At 65.9% G+C, this 21,539-nt stretch carries 14 protein-coding genes; 5 read left to right on the top strand and 9 right to left on the bottom strand.

Annotation, left to right across the window (positions count from 1 at the left end):
- Positions 1-69: 69 nt before the first annotated feature.
- Positions 70-1,620 carry a BCCT family transporter gene (locus ACSYAO_RS09565; RefSeq protein WP_005409502.1) on the bottom strand — a complete coding sequence of 517 codons (1,551 nt, stop codon included), beginning with the start codon at positions 1,618-1,620 and terminating at the stop codon, positions 70-72.
- A gap of 170 nt (positions 1,621-1,790) precedes the next feature.
- Here ACSYAO_RS09565 and betI point away from each other — a divergent pair, with 170 nt between their 5' ends.
- The 5 genes from betI (at position 1,791) to ACSYAO_RS09540 (ending at position 8,645) form a co-directional block, all read left to right on the top strand.
- Complete coding sequence (gene betI, locus ACSYAO_RS09560; protein WP_005409501.1) at positions 1,791-2,381, top strand: transcriptional regulator BetI; 591 nt, start codon at positions 1,791-1,793, stop codon at positions 2,379-2,381.
- A 38-nt stretch (positions 2,382-2,419) separates the two neighbouring features.
- On the top strand, positions 2,420-3,892 hold the full coding sequence (betB, locus tag ACSYAO_RS09555; protein WP_076739008.1) for a betaine-aldehyde dehydrogenase: 1,473 nt from the start codon (positions 2,420-2,422) through the stop codon (positions 3,890-3,892).
- A 101-nt stretch (positions 3,893-3,993) separates the two neighbouring features.
- Positions 3,994-5,676, top strand: coding sequence for a choline dehydrogenase (betA, locus tag ACSYAO_RS09550; protein WP_012480082.1), 1,683 nt, complete (start codon positions 3,994-3,996; stop codon positions 5,674-5,676).
- A 222-nt stretch (positions 5,677-5,898) separates the two neighbouring features.
- Positions 5,899-7,575 carry a long-chain fatty acid--CoA ligase gene (locus ACSYAO_RS09545; protein ID WP_076739006.1) on the top strand — a complete coding sequence of 559 codons (1,677 nt, stop codon included), beginning with the start codon at positions 5,899-5,901 and terminating at the stop codon, positions 7,573-7,575.
- Between the two features lie 200 nt (positions 7,576-7,775).
- Positions 7,776-8,645 carry a crotonase/enoyl-CoA hydratase family protein gene (locus ACSYAO_RS09540; protein ID WP_012480080.1) on the top strand — a complete coding sequence of 290 codons (870 nt, stop codon included), beginning with the start codon at positions 7,776-7,778 and terminating at the stop codon, positions 8,643-8,645.
- A 12-nt stretch (positions 8,646-8,657) separates the two neighbouring features.
- Here the strand turns inward: ACSYAO_RS09540 and ACSYAO_RS09535 are convergent, their stop codons facing one another.
- From ACSYAO_RS09535 to ACSYAO_RS09500, 8 genes are all read right to left on the bottom strand, one after another.
- Positions 8,658-11,381, bottom strand: coding sequence for a response regulator (locus ACSYAO_RS09535; protein ID WP_083714068.1), 2,724 nt, complete (start codon positions 11,379-11,381; stop codon positions 8,658-8,660).
- Position 11,382: 1 nt separating this feature from the next.
- Complete coding sequence (locus ACSYAO_RS09530) at positions 11,383-12,522, bottom strand: response regulator (protein WP_005409495.1); 1,140 nt, start codon at positions 12,520-12,522, stop codon at positions 11,383-11,385.
- A 205-nt stretch (positions 12,523-12,727) separates the two neighbouring features.
- Positions 12,728-14,239 carry a lysine--tRNA ligase gene (gene lysS / locus ACSYAO_RS09525; RefSeq protein ID WP_005409494.1) on the bottom strand — a complete coding sequence of 504 codons (1,512 nt, stop codon included), beginning with the start codon at positions 14,237-14,239 and terminating at the stop codon, positions 12,728-12,730.
- A gap of 217 nt (positions 14,240-14,456) precedes the next feature.
- Positions 14,457-16,097: an acetolactate synthase large subunit gene (locus ACSYAO_RS09520; RefSeq protein WP_076739005.1), complete on the bottom strand. Its 1,641-nt coding sequence runs from the start codon at positions 16,095-16,097 to the stop codon at positions 14,457-14,459.
- A gap of 63 nt (positions 16,098-16,160) precedes the next feature.
- A complete protein-coding gene (locus ACSYAO_RS09515) occupies positions 16,161-17,546 on the bottom strand; it encodes an NAD-dependent succinate-semialdehyde dehydrogenase (RefSeq protein WP_076739004.1) in 1,386 nt (461 codons plus the stop codon).
- A 710-nt stretch (positions 17,547-18,256) separates the two neighbouring features.
- Entirely contained in the window at positions 18,257-19,039 is a 783-nt protein-coding gene (locus ACSYAO_RS09510; protein WP_005409491.1) for a helix-turn-helix transcriptional regulator, read from the bottom strand.
- A gap of 154 nt (positions 19,040-19,193) precedes the next feature.
- Positions 19,194-20,319, bottom strand: a protein-coding gene (prfB, locus tag ACSYAO_RS09505; protein WP_014037064.1) for a peptide chain release factor 2 whose coding sequence is annotated in 2 segments (ribosomal slippage) — positions 19,194-20,243 and positions 20,245-20,319 — 1,125 coding nt in all. Because the reading frame shifts where the segments join, the coding sequence is not laid out codon by codon here.
- A gap of 144 nt (positions 20,320-20,463) precedes the next feature.
- Positions 20,464-21,384, bottom strand: coding sequence for a LytTR family DNA-binding domain-containing protein (locus ACSYAO_RS09500; protein WP_032966701.1), 921 nt, complete (start codon positions 21,382-21,384; stop codon positions 20,464-20,466).
- Positions 21,385-21,539: the final 155 nt, after the last annotated feature.

The following is a 21,539-nucleotide window of genomic DNA, read 5'->3' as shown; positions in this document are numbered from 1 at the left end:
CTCTGCAGACAGGCATGGCCTGGCTCTACCGCATCTCCGGCGGCACCGGGATGGGCGCCAGGTGCGCGCTCAGCGGCGCGGCGCGTCCGGGTCGGTGCGCAGCGCCTTCAGCAGGCCCCACATGTAGAACGCCAGGGTGAACGAGAATGGCAGGCCGCACAGCACCACCGCCGTCTGCATTGCGCTGAAATTGCCGGCCAGCAGCAGCCCGACGCTGGCCACGGTGATGCCGACGGCCCAGAACACGCGCAGCCAGATCGGCGCGTCATGACCGTCTTCCACGCCATCGTCAACGCGACGGGTACACAGGTTGGCGATCATCAGCGTGCCCGAATCGACCGGGGTCAGGAACAGCACGAAGCCGATCACCACCGCGGCACCGGCCACGTACGGCGCGGCGGGCAGGTATTCCAGCAGCTTGAACAGCGTCATCGCCGCATCGTGCTGGGCCACGTCACCCAGGATCGCCTGGCCATGGTTGAGCACCAGGTCGATGGCGGTGTTGCCGAAGATCGACAGCCACGCCAGGGTGAAGCCGAGCGGGATCAGTAGCACGCCCATGATCACTTCGCGGATGGTGCGGCCACGCGAGATGCGTGCCACGAAAAGGCCGACGAACGGCGCCCAGGCGATCCACCAGGCCCAGTAGAACAGCGTCCACGAGCCCATCCACTCACGGCCCTTCGGGTCGTTGAGGTACATGTCGAAACTCTTGCGCACGAACGCACCGAGGTAATCGCCGGTGTTCTGGATCAGGCCATCGAACAGGTGCAGGGTCGGGCCGGTGACCAGCACGAACAGCAGCAGGCCGCACAGCAGGCGCACGTTGAGGTTGGACAACCAGGCAATGCCCTTCTCCACACCGGCGACCACGCCGATGGTGGCCACCACCATCATCACCAGCACGATCGCCACCAGCACCTGCGGCGTATCCGGGATGTGGAACAGGTAGACCAGGCCGGACTGCACCACCAGCGCGCCGATGCCGAGGTTGGTGACCATCGAGATCAGCGTGGCGAGGATGCCGAAGCCATCGACCATGTCGCCGATGCGACCATGGATGCGCTCACCGAAGATCGGGTACAGCGCCGAGCGCAGCGCCAGCGGCAGGTCACGGCGGTAGGCGAAATAGCCCAGTGCCACGCCGACCAGCGCATACAGCGCCCAGCCGTGCAGGCCCCAGTGCAGGAAGGTCAGCACCATCGCCTCGCGGCCGGCGGCCACGGTGCCGCCGGGTTGCCCGGGCGGATGCAGGAAGTGGTCCAGCGGCTCGTAGGCGCCGTAGTACAGCAGCGCGATGCCGATGCCGGCCGAGAACAGCATCGAGACCCAGGCGACGTAGCCGAAGGCCGGCGATTCCTCGTTGTGACCCAGGCGGATGCGGCCATACGGCGAGAACGCCAGCCACAGCACGAAGCCCAGGCACAGCACGATCAGCAGCATGTACCACCAGCCGAACGCGGCCGACACCTCGGCCTGCGCCCATTGCAGCCAGTGCTCGCTGCCTTCGGGATAGAGAACGGTGAGCAGCCCGAGGATGCCGATCGACACCGAGGAGCTGAAGAAGACAAAACGGTTCAAGCGCAGGGGCGAACGCTTGGGATGAGCCAGGGAAGACATGGGGTCGTCTCATCAAGTCCGAGGGAGCACATGGGCGGGGCCGGACCGGTAAACCGGGCCCATGGCGTGGGGCGCGAGCGCATCCTAGGGTTTATTGATTGAACGTTCAATCAATAAAAAGCATAATGGCGGGCAGCCCGATCCTTCGGGTCGCAATCCGTGGAGAGACAATGCCGAAGAAAGGCGTGGAACCGGTACGGCGCGAACAGCTGATCCGGGCCACTTTCCAGACCATCGACGAGATCGGCATGGCCGATGCGACCGTCGCCACCATCGCGAAGAAGGCAGGGCTGTCCAGCGGCATCGTCGCCCACTACTTCGGCGACAAGGACGGCCTGCTCAATGCTGCAATGCGGCAGATCCTGCGCGAGCTGAAGGACGCGGTCGCCCGCTACCGCGCCGACGCCAGCGACGACCCACGCGAGCAGCTGCGCGCCATCGTCGACGGCAACTTCGACGACAGCCAGATCAACGGCACCGCGATGCGCGTCTGGCTCACCTTCTGGGCCGCGAGCATGCACCAGCCGGAACTGGCCCGGCTGCAGCGCGCCAACGACCAGCGCCTGTTCTCCAACCTGTGCCACCAGTTCAACCGCCTGCTGCCCCACCCGCAGGCCCGCCTGGCCGCCCGCGGGCTGGCCGCGATGATCGATGGCCTGTGGCTGCGCGGCAGCCTGGTCGGCGGCCAGTTCAACGCCGAGAAGTCCCGGCGCATCGCTTACGGCTACATCGACTTCCAGTTGCAGGCTGTCGCGCTATAAGCGCTCCAGCACCCGCCCCCTTCCAAGGAGTACGCCCCATGACCACCCTGCCCGCCCAACAGCTCTACATCCACGGCCAGCGCGTCGATGCCACCAGCGGCAAGACCTTCAAGACCGTCAATCCGGCCACCGGTGAGGTGATCGCCGAAGTGCAGGTTGCCAGCCAGGCCGACGTCGAGCGTGCCGTGCAGAGCGCGTCCGAAGGCCAGAAGGTGTGGGCCGCGATGACCGCGATGGAGCGCTCGCGCATCCTGCGCCGCGCCGTTGAGATCCTGCGTGAGCGCAACGACGAGCTGGCCCACCTGGAAACCCTGGACACCGGCAAGGCGCTGGCCGAAACCACCACCGTGGACATCGTCACCGGCGCCGACGTGGTCGAGTACTACGCCGGCCTGGCCACCGCCATCGAAGGCATCCAGCTGCCGCTGCGCGAATCGAGCTTCTTCTACACCCGTCGCGAGCCGCTGGGCGTGGTCGCCGGCATCGGCGCCTGGAACTACCCGATCCAGATCGCCATGTGGAAGTCGGCCCCGGCGCTGGCTGCCGGCAACGCGATGGTGTTCAAGCCCTCCGAAGTGACCCCGCTGACCGCGATCCGGCTGGCCGAGATCTACACCGAAGCCGGCGTGCCGGCTGGCGTGTTCAACGTCGTGCAGGGCCCGGGCCGCGAGATCGGCCAGTGGCTGACCGAGCACCCGGTGATCGAGAAGATTTCCTTCACCGGCGGCGTCGCCACCGGCAAGAAGGTCATGGCCAGCGCCGCGTCCTCCTCACTGAAGGAAGTGACCATGGAGCTGGGCGGCAAGTCGCCGCTGGTGATCTGCGATGACGCCGACCTGGACCGCGCCGCCGACATCGCGGTGATGGCCAACTTCTTCAGCTCCGGCCAGGTCTGCACCAACGGCACCCGCGTGTTCGTGCCGCGCAGCATGCTCGCCGCGTTCGAGGCCGCCGTTGTCGAGCGCGTCAAGCGCATCCGCATCGGCGACCCGATGGCCGCCGAAACCAACTTCGGCCCGCTGACCAGCTTCCCGCACATGGAAAACGTGCTGCGCTACATCGAAAGCGGCAAGGCCGAAGGCGCCCGCCTGCTGACCGGCGGTGGCCGTGCCACCGAAGGCGCGCTGGCCAATGGCGCCTACGTTCTGCCGACCGTGTTCTCCGACTGCCGCGATGACATGACCATCGTCAAGGAAGAGATCTTCGGGCCGGTCATGAGCATCCTCGCCTACGACGACGAAGACGAAGTGGTGCGTCGCGCCAACGACACCACCTTCGGTCTGGCCGCCGGCGTGGTCAGCAAGGACATCAGCCGCGCCCACCGCATCATCCACCGCCTGGAAGCCGGCATCTGCTGGATCAATACGTGGGGTGAGTCTCCGGCCGAAATGCCGGTCGGTGGCTACAAGGAATCCGGCGTCGGCCGCGAGAACGGCATTTCCACCCTCGGCCACTACACCCGCATCAAGTCGGTGCAGGTGGAACTGGGCGACTACGCCAGCGTGTTCTGACCGGCGCGCCCCGAGCGCGCACCCTCGTCCGGCCACCGCGCCGATCCGACATTCCGCCGGGACGCCTGCACGCAGCGCGCCCCGGCCTGCAGGAGACACCCATGAGCACCCACAACGAGTACGACTACATCATCATCGGCGCCGGTTCGGCCGGCAACGTGCTGGCTACCCGCCTCACCGAAGATGCCGATGTCAGCGTGCTGCTGCTGGAAGCCGGTGGCCCGGACTACCGGCTCGACTTCCGTACCCAGATGCCGGCGGCACTGGCCTTCCCGCTGCAGGGCAAGCGCTACAACTGGGCGTACAAGACCGATCCCGAGCCCTTCATGAACAACCGCCGCATGGACTGCGGCCGCGGCAAGGGCCTGGGCGGCTCGTCGCTGATCAACGGCATGTGCTACATCCGCGGCAACGCGATGGATTACGACAACTGGGCCAGCATGCCGGGCCTGGAAGACTGGACCTACCTGGACTGCCTGCCATACTTCCGCAAGGCGGAAACCCGTGACATCGGCCCCAATGACTACCACGGTGGCGACGGCCCGCTGCGCGTGACCACGCCGAAGGCCGGTAACAACGAGCTGTTCGCTGCGATGGTCGAAGCCGGCGTACAGGCCGGCTACCCGCGCACCGACGACCTCAACGGCTACCAGCAGGAAGGCTTCGGCCCGATGGACCGCACGGTGACCCCGAAGGGCCGTCGCTCCAGCACCGCCCGTGGTTACCTGGACCTGGCCAAGCCGCGCCCGAACCTGACCATCGTCACCCACGCGCTTACCGACCGCATCCTGTTCTCGGGCAAGCGTGCGGTGGGCGTGCAGTGGCTGCGCAACGACCAGCCGCAGCGTGCCACCGCGCGCCGCGAAGTACTGCTGTGTGGCGGCGCCATCGCCTCGCCGCAGATCCTGCAGCGTTCGGGCGTCGGCCCGGCCGACCTGCTGCGCAGCCTGGACATCGACCTGGTGCACCACCTGCCGGGCGTCGGCGCCAACCTGCAGGACCACCTGGAGATGTACCTGCAGTACGAGTGCAAGAAGCCGGTCTCGCTGGCACCGGCACTGAAGCTGTACAACCAGCCGGCCATCGGCGCCGAGTGGCTGTTCCTGGGCACCGGCATCGGCGCCAGCAACCAGTTCGAGGCCGGCGGCTTCATCCGCAGCGACGCCGAATTCGACTGGCCGAACCTGCAGTACCACTTCCTGCCGGTGGCGATCAATTACAACGGCTCCAACCCGATCAAGGCGCACAGCTTCCAGATGCACGTCGGTTCGATGCGCTCGCCCAGCCGCGGCCGCATCCACGTGCGTTCGAAGGATCCGCGCGAACATCCGAGCATCCTCTTCAACTACATGTCGCATGAGCAGGACTGGCGCGAGTTCCGCGCGGCGATCCGCATCACCCGCGAGATCTTCGCGCAGCCGGCGCTGGCACCGTACAGCGGCCGCGAGATTTCCCCGGGCAGCGCGCTGCAGACCGATGCGCAGATCGATGCGTTCGTCCGCGAACATGCCGAGACCGCCTACCACCCGTCGTGCTCGAACAAGATGGGCCACGCCGATGACCCGATGGCGGTGGTCGACGGCCAGGGCCGCGTGCACGGGCTGGAAGGCCTGCGCATCGTCGATGCCTCGATCATGCCGCAGGTGGTGACCGGCAACCTCAACGCGCCGACCATCATGATGGCCGAGAAGCTGGCCGACGTGATCCGCGGCCGCACCCCGCTGGCCCGCAGCACCGCGCCGTACTACAAGGCCAACGGTGCACCGGTGCGCAAGCAGGACTGACGCAAGCGCCCCGCTTGGCGACACGGTCGTGCCGGCCGCTGGCCGGCATCCACCGGAATCCCGATCGAGCGCAGATGCCGGCCAGCGGCCGGCACGACCAAGCAAAGAGGCCCTTCGGGGCCTCTTCGCGTTTTCCCTACGGCGGGGTATGCTGCAATGAACGGCCATTGTCGCTACGCTCAGGGCCGGAACCTAATACATCACGATTCCTGGAGGGGGAATATGAGTCTGGATCGTCCCTGGCTGCAGAGCTATCCGAAAGGCGTTCCCGCCGAAATCGACATCAACGAGTTCCATTCGGTAGCTTCGGTCTTCGACGCTTCCGTCGCGAAATTCCGCGACCGTCCGGCCTACTCCAGCTTCGGCAAAGTGCTCACCTACGGTGAGACCGATGCGCTGGTCACCCAGTTCGCCGCCTACCTGCTGGGTGAGCTCAAGCTCAAGAAGGGTGACCGCGTCGCCCTGATGATGCCCAACTGCCTGCAGTACCCGGTGGCCACCTTCGGCGTGTTGCGCGCCGGACTGACCGTGGTCAACGTCAACCCGCTGTACACCGCGCGCGAACTCAAGCACCAGCTGGTCGACGCGGGCGTCAGTGCGCTGGTGGTGGTCGACAACTTCGGCGACACCGTCGAACAGGTCATCGCCGATACGCCGGTCAAGCACGTGGTCACCACCGGCCTGGGCGACCTGCTCGGCGCCAAGGGCGCGATCGTCAACTTCGTGCTGAAGTACGTCAAGAAGATGGTGCCCAACTACCACATCAAGGGCGCCGTCCGCTTCAGGCAGGCGCTCAAGCTGGGCAGCCGCCACGCGCTTCCGAAGGTCGAGATCGACCACGACGACATCGCTTTCCTGCAGTACACCGGCGGTACCACCGGCGTGGCCAAGGGCGCGATGCTGACCAACCGCAACCTGATTGCCAACATGCAGCAGGCGTCGGCGTGGCTGTCCACCTCGGGCATCGAGCCGGGCAAGGAAGTGATCATCACTGCCTTGCCGCTGTACCACATCTTCGCGTTGACCGCGAACGGCCTGGTCTTCATGAAGTTCGGTGGCTGCAACCACCTGATCACCAACCCGCGCGACATGAAGGGCTTCGTCAAGGAGCTCAAGGGCACCCGTTTCACCGCCATCACCGGCGTCAACACGCTGTTCAACGGCCTGCTCAACACGCCCGGCTTCGACGAGATCGACTTCTCTTCGGTCAAGTTCACCCTCGGCGGCGGCATGGCGGTACAACGTGCCGTGGCCGAACGCTGGAAGAAGGTTACCGGGGTGACCCTGGTCGAAGCCTATGGCCTGACCGAGACCTCGCCGGCGGCCTGCATCAACCCGCTCACCCTGCCCGAGTACAACGGCGCCATCGGCCTGCCGATCCCGTCCACCGATGCGTGCATCAAGGACGACAACGGCAACATCCTGGCGCTGGGCGAAGTGGGCGAGCTGTGCATCAAGGGCCCGCAGGTGATGAAGGGCTACTGGCAGCGCCCGGAGGAAACCGCCACAGCCATCGACGCCGACGGCTGGCTGCACACCGGCGACATGGCGAAGATGGACGAACAGGGCTTCTTCTACATCGTCGACCGCAAGAAGGACATGATCCTGGTGTCCGGCTTCAACGTGTACCCGAACGAGGTCGAGGACGTCATCGCGATGATGCCCGGCGTGTTGGAAGTGGCTGCGGTCGGTGTCCCGGACGAGAAGTCCGGCGAGGTCGTGAAGGTCGTGATCGTGAAGAAGGACCCGAACCTGACCGCGGAAATGGTCAAGGAACATGCCCGGGCCAACCTGACCGGTTACAAGCACCCCAGAATCGTAGAATTCCGAAAGGAGCTGCCGAAGACCAACGTCGGCAAGATTCTCCGTCGCGAGCTGCGTGATACGCCCGCCCAGTAAGGGTTTCCGGGCAACACGACAGTACAGGGGACCCCGCCGGAGACGGCGGGGTCTTTTTATTGCCGGAACATGGCCGGCCCGGCGCTTGCGGGCGGTTCACGACGGGTGCATAGAATCAGTCGCCGCCGCATGTTCAGCTCGCCCCCTCACTCCTCTCCGTCCGCTCTGCGGTTGGCCGGACGGTCATACGGAGAACTCCCATGTCTGCAGTACGCCCCATCATTACCCGCCCCTCGCAGCACCCTACCCTGCGTATCACCGAAGAACCCGAGCGGGATGTTTACTGGATCCATATGCACGCCAACCTGGTCAACCAGCCAGGCCGGCCGTGCTTCGCCTCGCGCCTGGTCGATGACATCGTCGACTACCAGCGCGAACTGGGCGATCGCCTCAGCGCCTCGCACGCTCTGTCACCCCATGTCGTACTTGCCTCGGACAGCGACGTGTTCAACCTGGGCGGCGATCTCGAACTGTTCTGCCGCCTGATCCGCGAAGGCGACCGTGCCCGCCTGCTCGACTATGCCCAGCGCTGCGTGCGCGGCGTGCATGCCTTCCATGCTGGCCTGGGCACCCGTGCCCACAGCATCGCCCTGGTCCAGGGAAACGCACTGGGGGGCGGCTTCGAGGCCGCACTGAGCTGCCACACCATCGTCGCCGAGGAAGGCGTGTTGATGGGCCTGCCGGAGGTGCTGTTCGACCTGTTCCCCGGCATGGGTGCCTACTCCTTCCTGTGCCAGCGGATCAGTCCGCGGCTGGCGGAGAAGATCATGCTGGAAGGCAACCTCTACACCGCCAGCCAGCTGAAGGAAATGGGCCTGGTCGACATCGTGGTGCCGGTGGGCGAAGGTGTTGCCGCAGTCGAACAGGTGATCAAGGAAAGCCGACGCATCCCACACGCCTGGGCGGCGATGCGTGAGGTCAACGAGATCGCCACCATGGTGCCGCTGCATGAAATGATGCGGATCACCGAGATCTGGGTAGACACTGCGATGCAGCTCGGCGAGAAGTCCCTGCGCACCATGGATCGGCTGGTACGGGCGCAGGCCCGGCGCAATGGCGACCCGGCCTGATCGTCTGGCGGGTCAGGACGGGCTGCGCTCGCTGTCGTCGCGGTGCGGTGCCCCCGCACTTCGGGCAGCCAACGCATTCCTGCCGTTGCGCAGAGCGGTCGCCAGGTTGCCGAGGCGGGAGCTCCATTCACCCTTCAGCTGCCAGTCCGCCATGCGCATGATTTCGCCACTGGAGGCGGCAACCTGGACAAGCCCCAGGTTGCTTGCCACGCCGCGCAGCGCGTGGGCGTGCTCGCGGAAATCCTCCCAGGCCTGGCGCTCGCCGCAGCCCTGGAGCTGGCCCATGCTCGCGTCGACGTCCGCCAGGCACTGGTCGATGAACTTGCGTTCGAAGCCATCGCCCATGCCCAGCGACGCCAGCTCGTCCAGCACCGCGGTATCGAGCACGCCATCGCCGACCGGCAATGCAGGCACCGACTGGATGCCGGGCTCGGCGCGGGTGTTGGCGGCGACATCGGCCAGCACTTCCAGCAGGCGGGTGGCCACCACGGGCTTGGCAAGGAAGGCGCGGGCGCCGGCCTGCTCGCAACGCAGGATGGACTCGGGGGTGACGTCTGCGCTCAGCACCATGACCGGAACGTAAGGCATGCCGCTGGCCTGCATCACCCGCAACTGCTTGAGCAGATCCAGTCCGCTCATGCCGGGCATGTGCAGGTCGACGATCGCTGCGTCGTAACTGGCCTGCTCCAACGCATCGAGCACTTCGGCGCCGCCGTTGACGCAGGTGACCTTGTGGCCGGCCTTCTCCAGCAGCCGCTGCAGCACCATGCGGTTGGCCTCGTGGTCGTCGGCGACCAGAACCCGCAGGCTCCGCACCCGTGCGCGATGGCGCAGGAAGGGATTGGAAAACGCGATGACATTGCCGGCTTCAGCCACCTCGGACGGAACCGCCGGGGCTGATGAGGTGTCTGCGACGTCCAGCGTGATCTCGACCCAGAACACGCTGCCGCGCGGGCTGTTCGGCGCATAGCCGACCTGCCCGCCCATCGACTCGACCAGGCCCTTGGCAATGGCGGTGCCCAGACCGGTGCCTTCATGGCGACGGGCCAGGCCGACATCGCCCTGCTCGAACGCATTGAACAGGCGTCCGCGCAACGCCACCGGCACGCCGATGCCGGTATCGACGATCTCGAATCGCAGGCGCATCCGCTCGCTGCCCAGCGCATCGGGGCTGGACACGCGCAGGTGCACGTAGCCACTGTCGGTGAACTTGACCGCGTTGCCCATCAGGTTCAGCAGGATCTGCTGCAGATGCCCGGCATCCCCGAGCAGGCGCGGCGGCACGTTGTCGTCCACCTGCACGCGATAATCCAGCGATTTGGAGCGGGTCTGCGGGGTCAGGATCAGGTTGATCGCCTGCAGCACGTCGGCCAGCGCGAACTCGTGCCACTCCACGCGCACCTTGCCAGCTTCGATCGCGGAGATGTCCAGCACCTCTTCCACCAGCGCCAGCAGGCTGCGGGTCGAGGCCTGGATGGTGTTCAGGCACTCGCGCTGTTCGTCGTCCAGGCGGGTGGTGGCCAGCACTTCGGTCATGCCGGCCAGCCCGTTCAACGGCGTGCGGAACTCATGGCTCATGTTGGCCAGGAAGCGGCTCTTGGCTTCGTTGGCCTGGCGCGCCTCGGCCACCGCCCGGGTCAAGGCATGCAGCAGCGAATCGAAGTACAGCGGAATCGCACCCAGGCCCAGCAACAGGCCCCAGCCCAGATAATCGTGGCCGCGCCAGTACGGCGACAGCATCACCGTGCACAGGAAGGCCAGGCAGCCCATGGCCGTGGCCACGCGCAGGTAGGTGCTGCCGTAGCGCATGCCGTTGCCGATCGTCACCCACAGCATCACCGCATACAGCGGTGCGGCCGGCTCGCCCTGGATGGTCATGATCCAGGCCATGCAGGTGTAATCGGTCAGCATGCCGATCACCCGGCGCACATGCGACACGCCCGGATTGACCAGGATCGCGGTCAGCAGGCCGGCGGAAATGGTCAGCTCGAAGGCGAGGATCAGCCACGTCGCCGTCAGCGCCTCACCGCCGCCGCTCAGCGAGCGCCAGCCGAGATAGCTGATGAACAGTGCCGTGATGATGATGCGGATCAGGTTCTGCGCGTGCTCGCTGTCCTCGCGCCCGGACAGGCGCTGCTTGAAGCGGGCCAACAGCGAGCGCTTGTCGGATCCAGCGGCGGGAATCGTATCCATGGTTGGATGTCGCATCCTTCGGCGCAGCAGGGAGGAGCAGCACAACGGTACTGCCAGCAACCCCAACCACAGGGAAATGGCCAGCCCCAGGTTGGCCTGCCAATAGGGAGTCAACAGCACGGTAGTGCCGAAACTGATCATCGCCAGCACGATGACAGCGGTCAGGTAACGCGGCCCGAAGCGCAGGCCGTTGCCCACCGTGACCCACATCACCACCGCATACACCCACGCCAGCGGCTCACCCATCTGGATCATGCCGATCGCGATCAGGCCGTAATCGGCCAGCATCCCGGCCACCCGCCGCGGGTCCGAGCGCTGCGGCTTCCACAGCAGCCAGCCGAACAACAGCAGCGACAGGCCCAGCCCGGTCAACGCCGTTGCCAGCGCGCCCTGGTACTGATCCAGCCGGTGCAGGCGGGCGCCGGACAACAGAACATAGACCAGGATCAGCGAGATCAGCACCACCCGCACGATCGCCTGGCCATGTTCCGAATCCGGACGCTGCGCCAGCCGACGCCTCACGCGTGCGAACAGGTCCTGCATGTCACCCACCCGGTCGCGTCGATGCCGTCGAGTGCTGGGCGCAGATATCCATCAACTGCTGGTGGCCGCGCATCAGCGCATCCACGCAACGCGGATCGAACAGTCGCCCACGCTGGGCGTACAGATAAGCCAGAGTGGCTTCCATGGTCCATGCTTCCTTGTACGGACGGGGCGAGATCAGCGCATCGAAGACGTCGGCGACAGCAACGATCCGCGCTTCCAGCGGGATCGCTTCGCCGACCAGGCCGTCGGGATAGCCGCTGCCGTCATAGCGCTCGTGATGGCGCAGCGCGATGAGCGCGCCCACCTGGATGAAACGGTTCTGGCTGCCACTGAGCAGCTCGTGGCCGATGCGTGGGTGCCGGCGCATGATCGCCAGCTCCTCGTCATTGAGCTTGCCCTGCTTGAGCAGCACCGCGTCGGGAATGGCGATCTTGCCCATGTCATGCAGCGGTGCCGCCATCTCGATCAGGCGCACGTCGTCTTCGGGCAGGCCAAGCTGCTCGGCGATCAGCCCCGCAACGCGCGCCATGCGTTCGAGATAGGCACTGGTGCCGGCATCACGGAACTCGATCGCCCGCGCCAATCGCGACAGGGTCTCGCGTTCGCGTTCCTCGACCTCGTGCATGCTGGCCAGCAGGCGCTGCTCCAGCGACAACGCCCGCTGCTTCACGTTCTCGGTCTGCTGGCGCAGCTGCAGCAGGTTGTAGCAGCGCGCGCGCAGTTCGCGCGGGCGGATCGGCTTGACCAGGAAGTCGATGACCCCCGCTTCCAGCGCCGCCTGGCGGATCGGCTCGTCGCCGACCACGGTGATCAGGATCACCGGGATATCGCGGTGCTTGGGCAGGCGCCGGAATCGACGGGCGAACTCCAGCCCGTCCATCTCCGGCATGCGGTAATCGAGCAGCAGCAGGTCGACCGGGTGCGCCTCGCACCAGGCCAATGCGGTCAGCGGATCACCGAAGTCATACACGCTCAGTTCCGGCGCGATGTCTTCGATGACGTGACGCAGCATCGTCCGCGCGGACGTCTGGTCGTCAACAATGACGATGTTCAACGCGTACTCCGCCTGGTTTCTCGACCATGCTGGATCATCAGCAGGCGAGGATACCCTGCTGCTGCGAACGCTCGCACCCTGCATCGGCCCGACTCCCGTGTCATGCGTCCCGGTTCATGATCGTCATCACATTGTGAAGCGGACTCTCCACAATGCGCACTCCCCCTGGCGCCGATCAAGCCATAACAGACGTCAAGGTAGTGCATTAACGATACGCCGAGCGCGGGAGGCGTCAATCGCGCCGTCTCATTTCGGGACGGCGCGCACAAACGGGAGTCAAAAAGACGACTTACTGCTCCGGACGCATGTACGGGAACAGCAGCACGTCACGGATCGAGCTGCTGCCGGTCAGAAGCATCACCAGGCGATCAACGCCGATGCCGAGGCCGCCGGTCGGGGCCATGCCGTACTCCAGCGCACGGATGTAGTCGGCGTCGTAATGCATCGCCTCGTCGTCGCCGCCTTCCTTCGCGGCCACCTGGGCCTGGAAACGCTGGGCCTGGTCTTCCGGGTCGTTCAGTTCGGAGAAGCCGTTGGCCAGCTCCTTGCCGTTGACGAACAGCTCGAAGCGATCCGTGTAGCCCGGGTCGTTGTCATTGGCACGGGCCAGCGGCGAGACCTCGACCGGATGGTCGGTGATGAAGGTCGGCTGGATCAGGGTGTGCTCGACCGTGGCCTCGAAGATCTCCAGCAACAGCTTGCCCCAGCCGTAGGACGGCTTGACGCGGATGTTCAAGCGCTCGCAATGGCGCAGCAGCGCATCGCGGTCAGTGCAATCAGCGGCCGAGATTTCCGGGTTGTGGTGGCGCACTGCCTCATCCATGCGCCAGCGGCGGAACGCCGGGCCCAGGTCGATCTTCGCGCCGTCCCATTCCACTTCGGTGCCACCGTTCACGGCCTTGGCCACATCACGGATCACACCCTCGGTCAGGTCCATGATTTCGTTGTACGTGGCATAGGCCTCGTACAGTTCCATCATGGTGAATTCCGGATTGTGGCGGGTGCTGACGCCTTCATTGCGGAAGTTGCGGTTGATCTCGTACACACGCTCCAGGCCACCCACGGTCAGGCGCTTGAGGTACAGCTCCGGCGCCACGCGCAGGTACAGGTCCAGGTCCAGCGCGTTGTGATGGGTGGTGAACGGCTTGGCCGCCGCGCCGCCGGGGATGTAATGCATCATCGGCGTCTCGACTTCCAGGAAGTCGCGGTTGTCCAGCCACGCGCGCATGGCGCGGATGATCTTCGAGCGCTTGATGAACACTGCGCGCGATTCCGGGGTCACGATCAGATCGACGTAACGCTGGCGGTAGCGCTGCTCGACGTCGGCCAGGCCGTGCCACTTGTCCGGCAGCGGGCGCAGCGACTTGGTCAGCAGGCGGATCGACTCGGCCTTGACCGACAGTTCGCCGGTCTTGGTACGGGTCAGGCCGCCTTCGACGGCGATGATGTCGCCCACGTCCCAGCCCTTGAAGGCCGTGTAGGCATCGCCCAGCACCGCGCCCTGCAGGAACAGCTGGATGCGGCCGGACTCGTCCTGGATCTGCGCGAAGCTGGCCTTGCCCATGATGCGCTTGGCCATCAGGCGGCCGGCCATCTTCACCTGGCGGCCGTTGCCTTCCAGCGCCTCGGCGGTCCAGGTCTCGGCATCGGCGAATTCTTCCTGCAGGCGGCCGGCGAAGTCCTCGCGACGGAAGTCGTTCGGGTACGCGATGCCCTGCCCACGCAGCGTTTTGAGTTTCTCGCGGCGCTCGGCGATCAACTTGTTTTCGTCAACGGGGGGGGTATCGGTAGCTTCGCTCATGGATCTGCGGGAATCGTGTAGTGAGGGGGGATGTTGCACCCGGCACAGCCGGTTGCCCAGCATACCAAAACCGCCCTGCCCCGGCCTTGGGCCGGGCCCGCCCAGATGGCCGCCAACCTTGGTTGGCGGTCCGTGTGTCGACCAAGGTCGACACCTACCGGATTCCGGGGAACGACGCCCCGGTAGTCGCCAACCTTGGTTGGCGCTCGTCCCGGCGTCAACCGTTCCCAGGGAACGCCTGCCGCAGCTCGTCCACCAGCACCCGCTGGTTCTCCGAATAGTCCACCGGCACCGACACCAGGTGCACCCCGCCCTCGTTGAAGGCCGCCTCCAGCGTCGGGATGAACTGCTCGATGGCGGGCACCTCGTGGCCCTTGCAGCCGTAGGCTTCCGCGTACTTCACGAAATCCGGGTTGCTGAAGGTCATGCCGTAGTCGGTGAAGCCATCTACCGCCTGCTTCCAGCGGATCATGCCGTAGGCGCCGTCGTTGAGGATCAGCACCACCAGGTTCAGGCCCAGCCGACGCGCGGTCTCCAGCTCCTGGCTGTTCATCATGAACCCGCCATCGCCGCACACCGCCAGCACCCGCCGCTGCGGGTACAGGATCGAAGCCATGATCGCCGACGGCAGGCCCGCGCCCATGGTCGCCAACGCATTGTCCAGCAGCAGCGTATTGGCCACCTGGGTGCGGTAATTGCGCGCGAACCAGATCTTGTACATGCCGTTGTCCAGCGCCACGATGCCGTCCGGCGGCATCACCTGGCGCACGTCGTGCACCAGCCGCTGAGGCGTGAATCCAGCCTCCTCGGCTCGGTCAGCCAGATGTTCCAGAATGGTCGCGCGCAGCGGCAGCAGCGCGTCAGCGTTCGGCACCGCGCCTTCGATACGATCGGCCAACTGGGTCAGCGAACGACCGATGTCACCGATCACTTCCACCTGGGGGAAGTACACCTGCTCCACGGCCGCCTGCGAGTAGCCGATATGGATCACGGTCGGCCCACCCGGGCGCATCACGAACGGCGGCTTCTCGGTGACCTCGTGGCCGATGGTCACGATCACGTCGGCCTGGTCGATCGCCATGTGCACGTAATCGCGCTCGGTCAGCGCCGCGGTGCCCATGTACAGGCCCGAACCACCGGCCACCGCGCCCTTGCCCATCTGCGTGGTGAAGAACGGAATGCCGGCGCGCAACACGAACGCCGACAGCGCTTCGCTGGACTGCGGCCGCGACGCCGCCGAGGCGATCATCAGCAGGGGGCGCTTGGCGTTGCGGATGATCTCCGCCGCCCGATCCAGCGCCTCCGGACTGGCAATGGGACGATCCACCGCGTGCGGCGGAATCAGCGCCACGCCCTCGACCTCATCGGCGGCGATATCTTCGGGCAGCTCCAGCAGCACCGGGCCCGGGCGCTCTTCCTGGGCGACACGGAACGCCTCGCGGACGATGGTCGGGATGGTGCGCGCCGAGACGATCTGACGCGCCAGCTTGGTCAGCGGCTTCATCGTGCTGACGATGTCGACGATCTGGAAGCGCGCCTGCTTGCTGGCGACGATGCCCTTCTGCCCGGTGATCATGATGACCGGCCATGCGCCAAGCAGCGCATACGCGGCGCCGGTGGTGAAATTCAGCGCGCCGGGGCCGAGCGTGGCCAGGCACACGCCCGGCTTGCCGGTCAGGCGGCCATAGGTGGCCGCCATGAACACCGCCGCCTGCTCGTGGCGGGTGATGACCAGCTCGATGCTGGAATGACGCAGCGACTCGACCACGTCGAGATTTTCTTCGCCGGGAATGCCGAAAATGCGCTCGACGCCTTCGTTCTCAAGTGCGGCGACAAGCAGATCTGAACCCTTGGACATTGGAATGCCGTCCTTTTCGCTGGACTGATGGTGGATCGTTGCAGGGAGGATGGAAGCTGCGCGTCAACGCTTGTCGAACCACACCGTCTGCGCGTTGACGAATTCGCGGATGCCGAAGTGCGAGAGCTCACGGCCGAAGCCGCTCTTCTTCACGCCGCCGATCGGCACGCGCGGATCGGACGCAGAGAAGCCGTTGACGAATACACCGCCGGTCTGCAGCCGGCGCGCCAGCTGCATCGCACGGGCGCGGTCGCCACTCCACAGGTTGCCGCTGAGGCCGAACTCGCTCTGGTTGGCCAGTTCCACCGCATGGTCGGCGTCGCGGGCGCGGCTGATCGAGGCCACCGGCCCGAACGTTTCGGTGTCGAAGGCCTGCATGCCCGGCTCAACCCCGGCCAGCACGGTGGGTGCATAGAACGCACCCGGACGATCCAGCTGGTGCCCGCCGACCAGCAGCTGCGCACCGGCGTCGACCGAAGCGCGTACCTGCGCGTCGAGCTGCTCCAGCAGATCCTGGCGCGCCATCGGGCCGATGCGGTTTGCCGGGTCACGGCCGTCGCCAATGGTCAGTGCCTGCACCTTCCGGCAGAACTGCGCCACGAAACGATCGTAGACCGCGTCTTCGACGATGATGCGCTTGCCGGCGATGCAGACCTGCCCGGTGTTCTGGAAGCGCGAGGCCACCGCCGCATCGACGGCCGCATCAAGATCGGCATCGGCCAGGACGATGAACGGATCGGAACCGCCCAGTTCCAGCACCACCTTCTTCAGCGCCTGCCCGGCCTGGGCAGCAATGCTGCGGCCGGCGGCCACACTTCCGGTCAGGGTCACCGCCGCGATGCGGTCATCGGCGATCGCGCGGCTGGTGCCCTCGCGGCTGATGTTGGCCGCGATGAAGGTGCCCTCCGGCAAGCCGGCATCGCGCCATGCGGCGTCGAGCAGCTGCGCGGTACCGACGATGTTCTCGGCCGGCTTCAGCAGGAAGCCGTTGCCGCCCATCAGGATCGGCACCGCCGCGCGCATCACCTGCCAGTACGGGAAGTTCCACGGCATGATGCCCAGCACCACGCCCAGCGGCAGGTAGGACACGTAAGCCTTGTCGTCGGGCACCTGGGTCGGTTCGTCGCGCAGGAACTGCGCACCGTTGTCGGCGTACCAGTCGCACAGCACAGCACACTTCTCGATTTCGGCCAGCGCTTCGGCCTGGACCTTGCCCATTTCGGCGGTAGCCAGCGCGGCCAGCTTTTCACGGTCACGGCGTAGTACCGCGGCCATCGCACGCAGTACGTCTGCGCGCTGTTCGAGGTTCTTGACGCTCCAGGCCGCAAAGCCGACCTGGCCGCGATCCAGGATTGTTTCCAGCTCGGCGTCGGTGGCGAAGGGATGGCTGGCGATCTGCTGGCCGGTGGCCGGATCGCGGGAAATGGCGGTGGTGGGGGCAGCGGACATGCAGGGCTCCTGTTGTCTCGACAACGGGCGGTGGCCCGTCTCCTGCACAGGAATGTGGACCCGAATGGCGGAGGCAACAAGGCGTCTGCTTATCCTGTGACCTGCACTTACCTGCCTGAATGGGGTTTTCGGCAGGGCTGCGCCCTGCACCCGCTACGATCCAGAGCAACAGCAACAGCAACAGCAACAGCAGAAGCTGGTTTCCTGAGGGATGGCGGGGTGGGTCCGGTTGCGGGAGACGCCGTAAACCCTTCCATGGGGGCTTGGCCGCGGCATCCATGCCGCGGACACTCCCGCAACCGGACCCATCCCGCCTTCGACAGAGTTCTGCGATCTGTCGGGACGGCGCTCTGCGTCGCTGTTGGTGGGTGTCGACCTTGGTCGACACAGTAGATCCACGCCATGCGTGGATGACTCATTCGATATCTGAGAGAAAAATCGTGTCGACCAAGGTCGACACCTACCAACAGCCGCGCGGAACAAAGCCGCAGTTGCCAACAACCGCGCGAAATCTGTCTGAGGTGGGGTGGTGTGGGTTGGCAGGACCGTTGGCGCCATGGATGGCGCCATCGAGCCCCCATGGACGGGTTTACGGCGTGTCCTGTCAACCCACACCACCCCGCCATCCCTCGGATAGTCCGCTGTTGCTGTTGCCGTTGCTGTCGCTTCGGCCTCTGCGGGTGCAGGGCGCAGCCCTGCCGAACACCCCCCTACTTCCGCGGCAGGTAGGTCACCAGGGAAAGGTCATGCCGGCTCTCCGGCACCAGCGCCACGTACTGCAGGTCCAGCAACCCGCGCGTAGGGTGGTTCAGCTTCTTCGCCCCTTCATCGAACCGGCGCACATCGTGCTCCGGCCACCACTGGCGGAACTCCTCGCTGTGCGCCGAGATGTCCTCGACCAGCGCCAGGAACGGCGCCTTGTCTGGCGCCTGCGCCATCGCCGCGCGGAAGCCTGCCAGCAGGCCGCGGGTCATTTCTTCCCAATTGAGGATCAGCGTGCGGTACGGCGGGTACAGGAACATCAGCCGCAGCGTATTGCGCTCGTGCGGCGCCAGCTGGCTGTAGTCCACGAACAGATCGGCGATGGCCGGGTTCCAGGCCAGGATGTCGAAGCGGGTGTTGCGCACGTACGCCGGGATCGGCTGCATCGCCTCCACCAGCTGGCGCAGGCCGTCGGTCACACTCTCGTCCGGTGATTCCAGCGGCACGCCGTAGCCGGACAGCGCGAAGGCATAGGCGCGTTCGTCGTCGCTCATGCGCAGCACCTGTGCCAGGCGCTCAAGCACTTCGGGAGAGGCGCGCACTTCACGACCCTGCTCGATCCAGGTGTACCAGCTCACGCTGACCCCGATCGCCAGCGCCACTTCCTCGCGCTTCAGGCCCGGGGTGCGCCGCCGCCCGGCCGGCAGGCCGAGCGTGGCGGGGTCGACACGGGCGCGGCACGCCTTGAGGAAGCCGCCGAGTTCCTTGCGTTCACTTTCGCTGCGCATCATCGCTACCGCCGTACCCGTTGTAGCGTCGAGCCATGCTCGACGCATCTGCTACTGCGCCAACAGCAGCCGAGCATGGGCTCGGCTCTACCGGAAGCGTGATCAGCCACCCTCGGCGTTGCGCACGAGGGTGACGACATCCGCGCAGGCGCGCCGATCAGGCATCGACGCGCTTGGAGCCCACGGCCAGGCCGGCCTTCAGGCTGGCCTCGACGAACTCGTCCAGATCGCCGTCCAGCACCTTCTGCGTATCCGAACGTTCGATGCCGGTACGCAGGTCCTTGATGCGGCTCTGGTCGAGCACGTAATTGCGGATCTGGCTGCCCCAGCCGATGTCGGACTTGGTCGCTTCCACGGCGTCCTTTTCGGCGTTGCGCTTCTGGATCTCCAGCTCGTACAGCTTGGCGGCCAGCATCTTCATCGCGTTGTCGCGGTTCTGGTGCTGGCTGCGGCCGGTCTGGCAGGCCACGACGATGTTGGTCGGGATGTGGGTGATGCGCACCGCCGACTCGGTCTTGTTGACGTGCTGGCCACCGGCACCCGACGAACGGTACACGTCGGTACGCAGGTCGGCCGGATTGATGGTGATGTCGATGTTGTCATCGATTTCCGGCGACACGAACACCGAGGTGAAGCTGGTGTGGCGGCGGTTGTCCGAGTCGAACGGCGACTTGCGCACCAGGCGGTGCACACCGGTCTCGGTCTTCAGCCAGCCATAGGCATAGTCGCCTTCCACGCGCAGCGTGGCCGACTTGATGCCAGCAACGTCGCCGCCGGAGACTTCCATCAGCTCGGTCTTCCACCCACGCGATTCACACCAGCGCAGGTACATGCGCAGCAGGATCTCGGCCCAGTCCTGGGCTTCGGTACCACCGGCACCGGCCTGGATGTCGACGAACGCGGCCGCATTGTCCATCTCGCCGGAGAACATGCGCTGGAACTCCAGCTTCTCCACGTGCGCCTGGTGCTTGTCGAGGTCGGCGACCACCGCCAGTGCGGTGTCCTCGTCCTGCTCGGACTCGGCCAGCTCGAGCAGTTCGGTGGCGTCGTTCAGGCCATCCAGCACCGAGGCGATGCCGCCCACGGTCTTTTCCAGGCTGGAACGTTCGCGGCCCAGGTTCTGGGCGTACTCGGCGTTGTTCCAGACGTCGGGGCTTTCCAGCTCCCGCGTTACTTCTTCAAGACGCTCTTTCTTGGCGTCGTAGTCAAAGATACCCCCGAAGCGACAGCACGCGATCGGTCAGATCGGTGATGCGCTGGCGGACAGGATTCAGTTCGATCATGTCGGCGGTTATGCATTCAAAAGATGACTGCCAATGATACCGCAGGCCGGGGGCGCCCGGAATGAGGGACCAGGCCTGCCGCTGGGAGCCAACCACTGGTAGACCCGCCTCTGTAGAGTCGACTGTCAGTCGACTGCTTTTCATTCAGGTTGCGGTGGAGCCCGCGCTGCGCGCGATAGTCGACCAACAGTCGACTCTACCCGCGCCCGCGCCGCCCAGCGCCTGCCGCAGGACCGGCAGCTGGCGCCGGCTGCAGGGCACTTTGGCTCCATCGGCCATGTGCAGCAGGGCCTCGCCGCCATCCAGCGGCTCGATCGAGCGCAACTGGCCGCGATTGATCAGCCAGCTGCGGTGCGGGCGCAGGAACTCGCCCGGGTCCAGCCGCTGCTCCAGCACCGCCATGGTGATGCGCAGCGGGTAGTCGTGGCCGCGTACCCGCAAGTTCACGTAGTTCCCCGCCGCCTGGGCGTACTCCACGTCTGCCGTGGCCACCAGGAACTCCTTGCCCAGCTTGCGCACCAGGAAGTGCTGGGGGCGCTCGACCGGTTCCACCGGCGGGCCGACGTCGGGCTCGGCCAGCAGGCGCGCCTCGCCCTGCCTGCGCCGGCCGAACCAGCTGGCGAAGTGCTCCAGCGCGACGAAAATCGCGAACGTGCGCACATCCTTCAGGTATTCATACGCAAAACGCTCCAACCAGCCGGCATCATCCTGGTAGCGGTAGCCCAGCGACGCGTAGGCCAGGTGCCGCAGCAGCATCATCCCCACCACATGCAGCAACGACCAGCCGACGCTGGCCAGCAGATACAGCGGCAACCGCCGCTTCCAGGTATCGGCATGCAGCGGCCAGCGCTCACAGCTCCACCACAGCAACGGCAGGGTCAACAGGATCAGGCCGAGGCTGCTGAACTCCCAGATCAAGGGTTCCCACAAGCCGAGATCAGCGCCGCGGCGACTGGCATCCATAACATCGACCAACGCGTTGGCCACCGCCGAGGCCGACAGGATTGCCGCCCATACCAGCAGTCGGGTTGAAATGCGCCAGCGCGGTGGTCGGCCCTGGGTCATTGCTGCATCCATGTCGTTGCGGTGCTCCAGCCTGCCTCAAGGGACCAAGGGTAGCGGCTCCATTGGTCCCACCACCCCCGCCATTGGTCACTGCGTCGGTTCCAGCGGCCCCTTGCCGGTCGCCGCACGGACCGGACGGCGTCACCTTGGCTCGA

It is taken from the genome of Stenotrophomonas sp. STK16_22, assembly GCF_051984505.1.
In the GTDB taxonomy this organism is placed as follows: Bacteria; Pseudomonadota; Gammaproteobacteria; order Xanthomonadales; family Xanthomonadaceae; genus Stenotrophomonas; species Stenotrophomonas maltophilia_A.
Note: the sequence above shows the minus strand (reverse complement) of the source record. Positions and strands in the feature narration are given on the sequence as shown.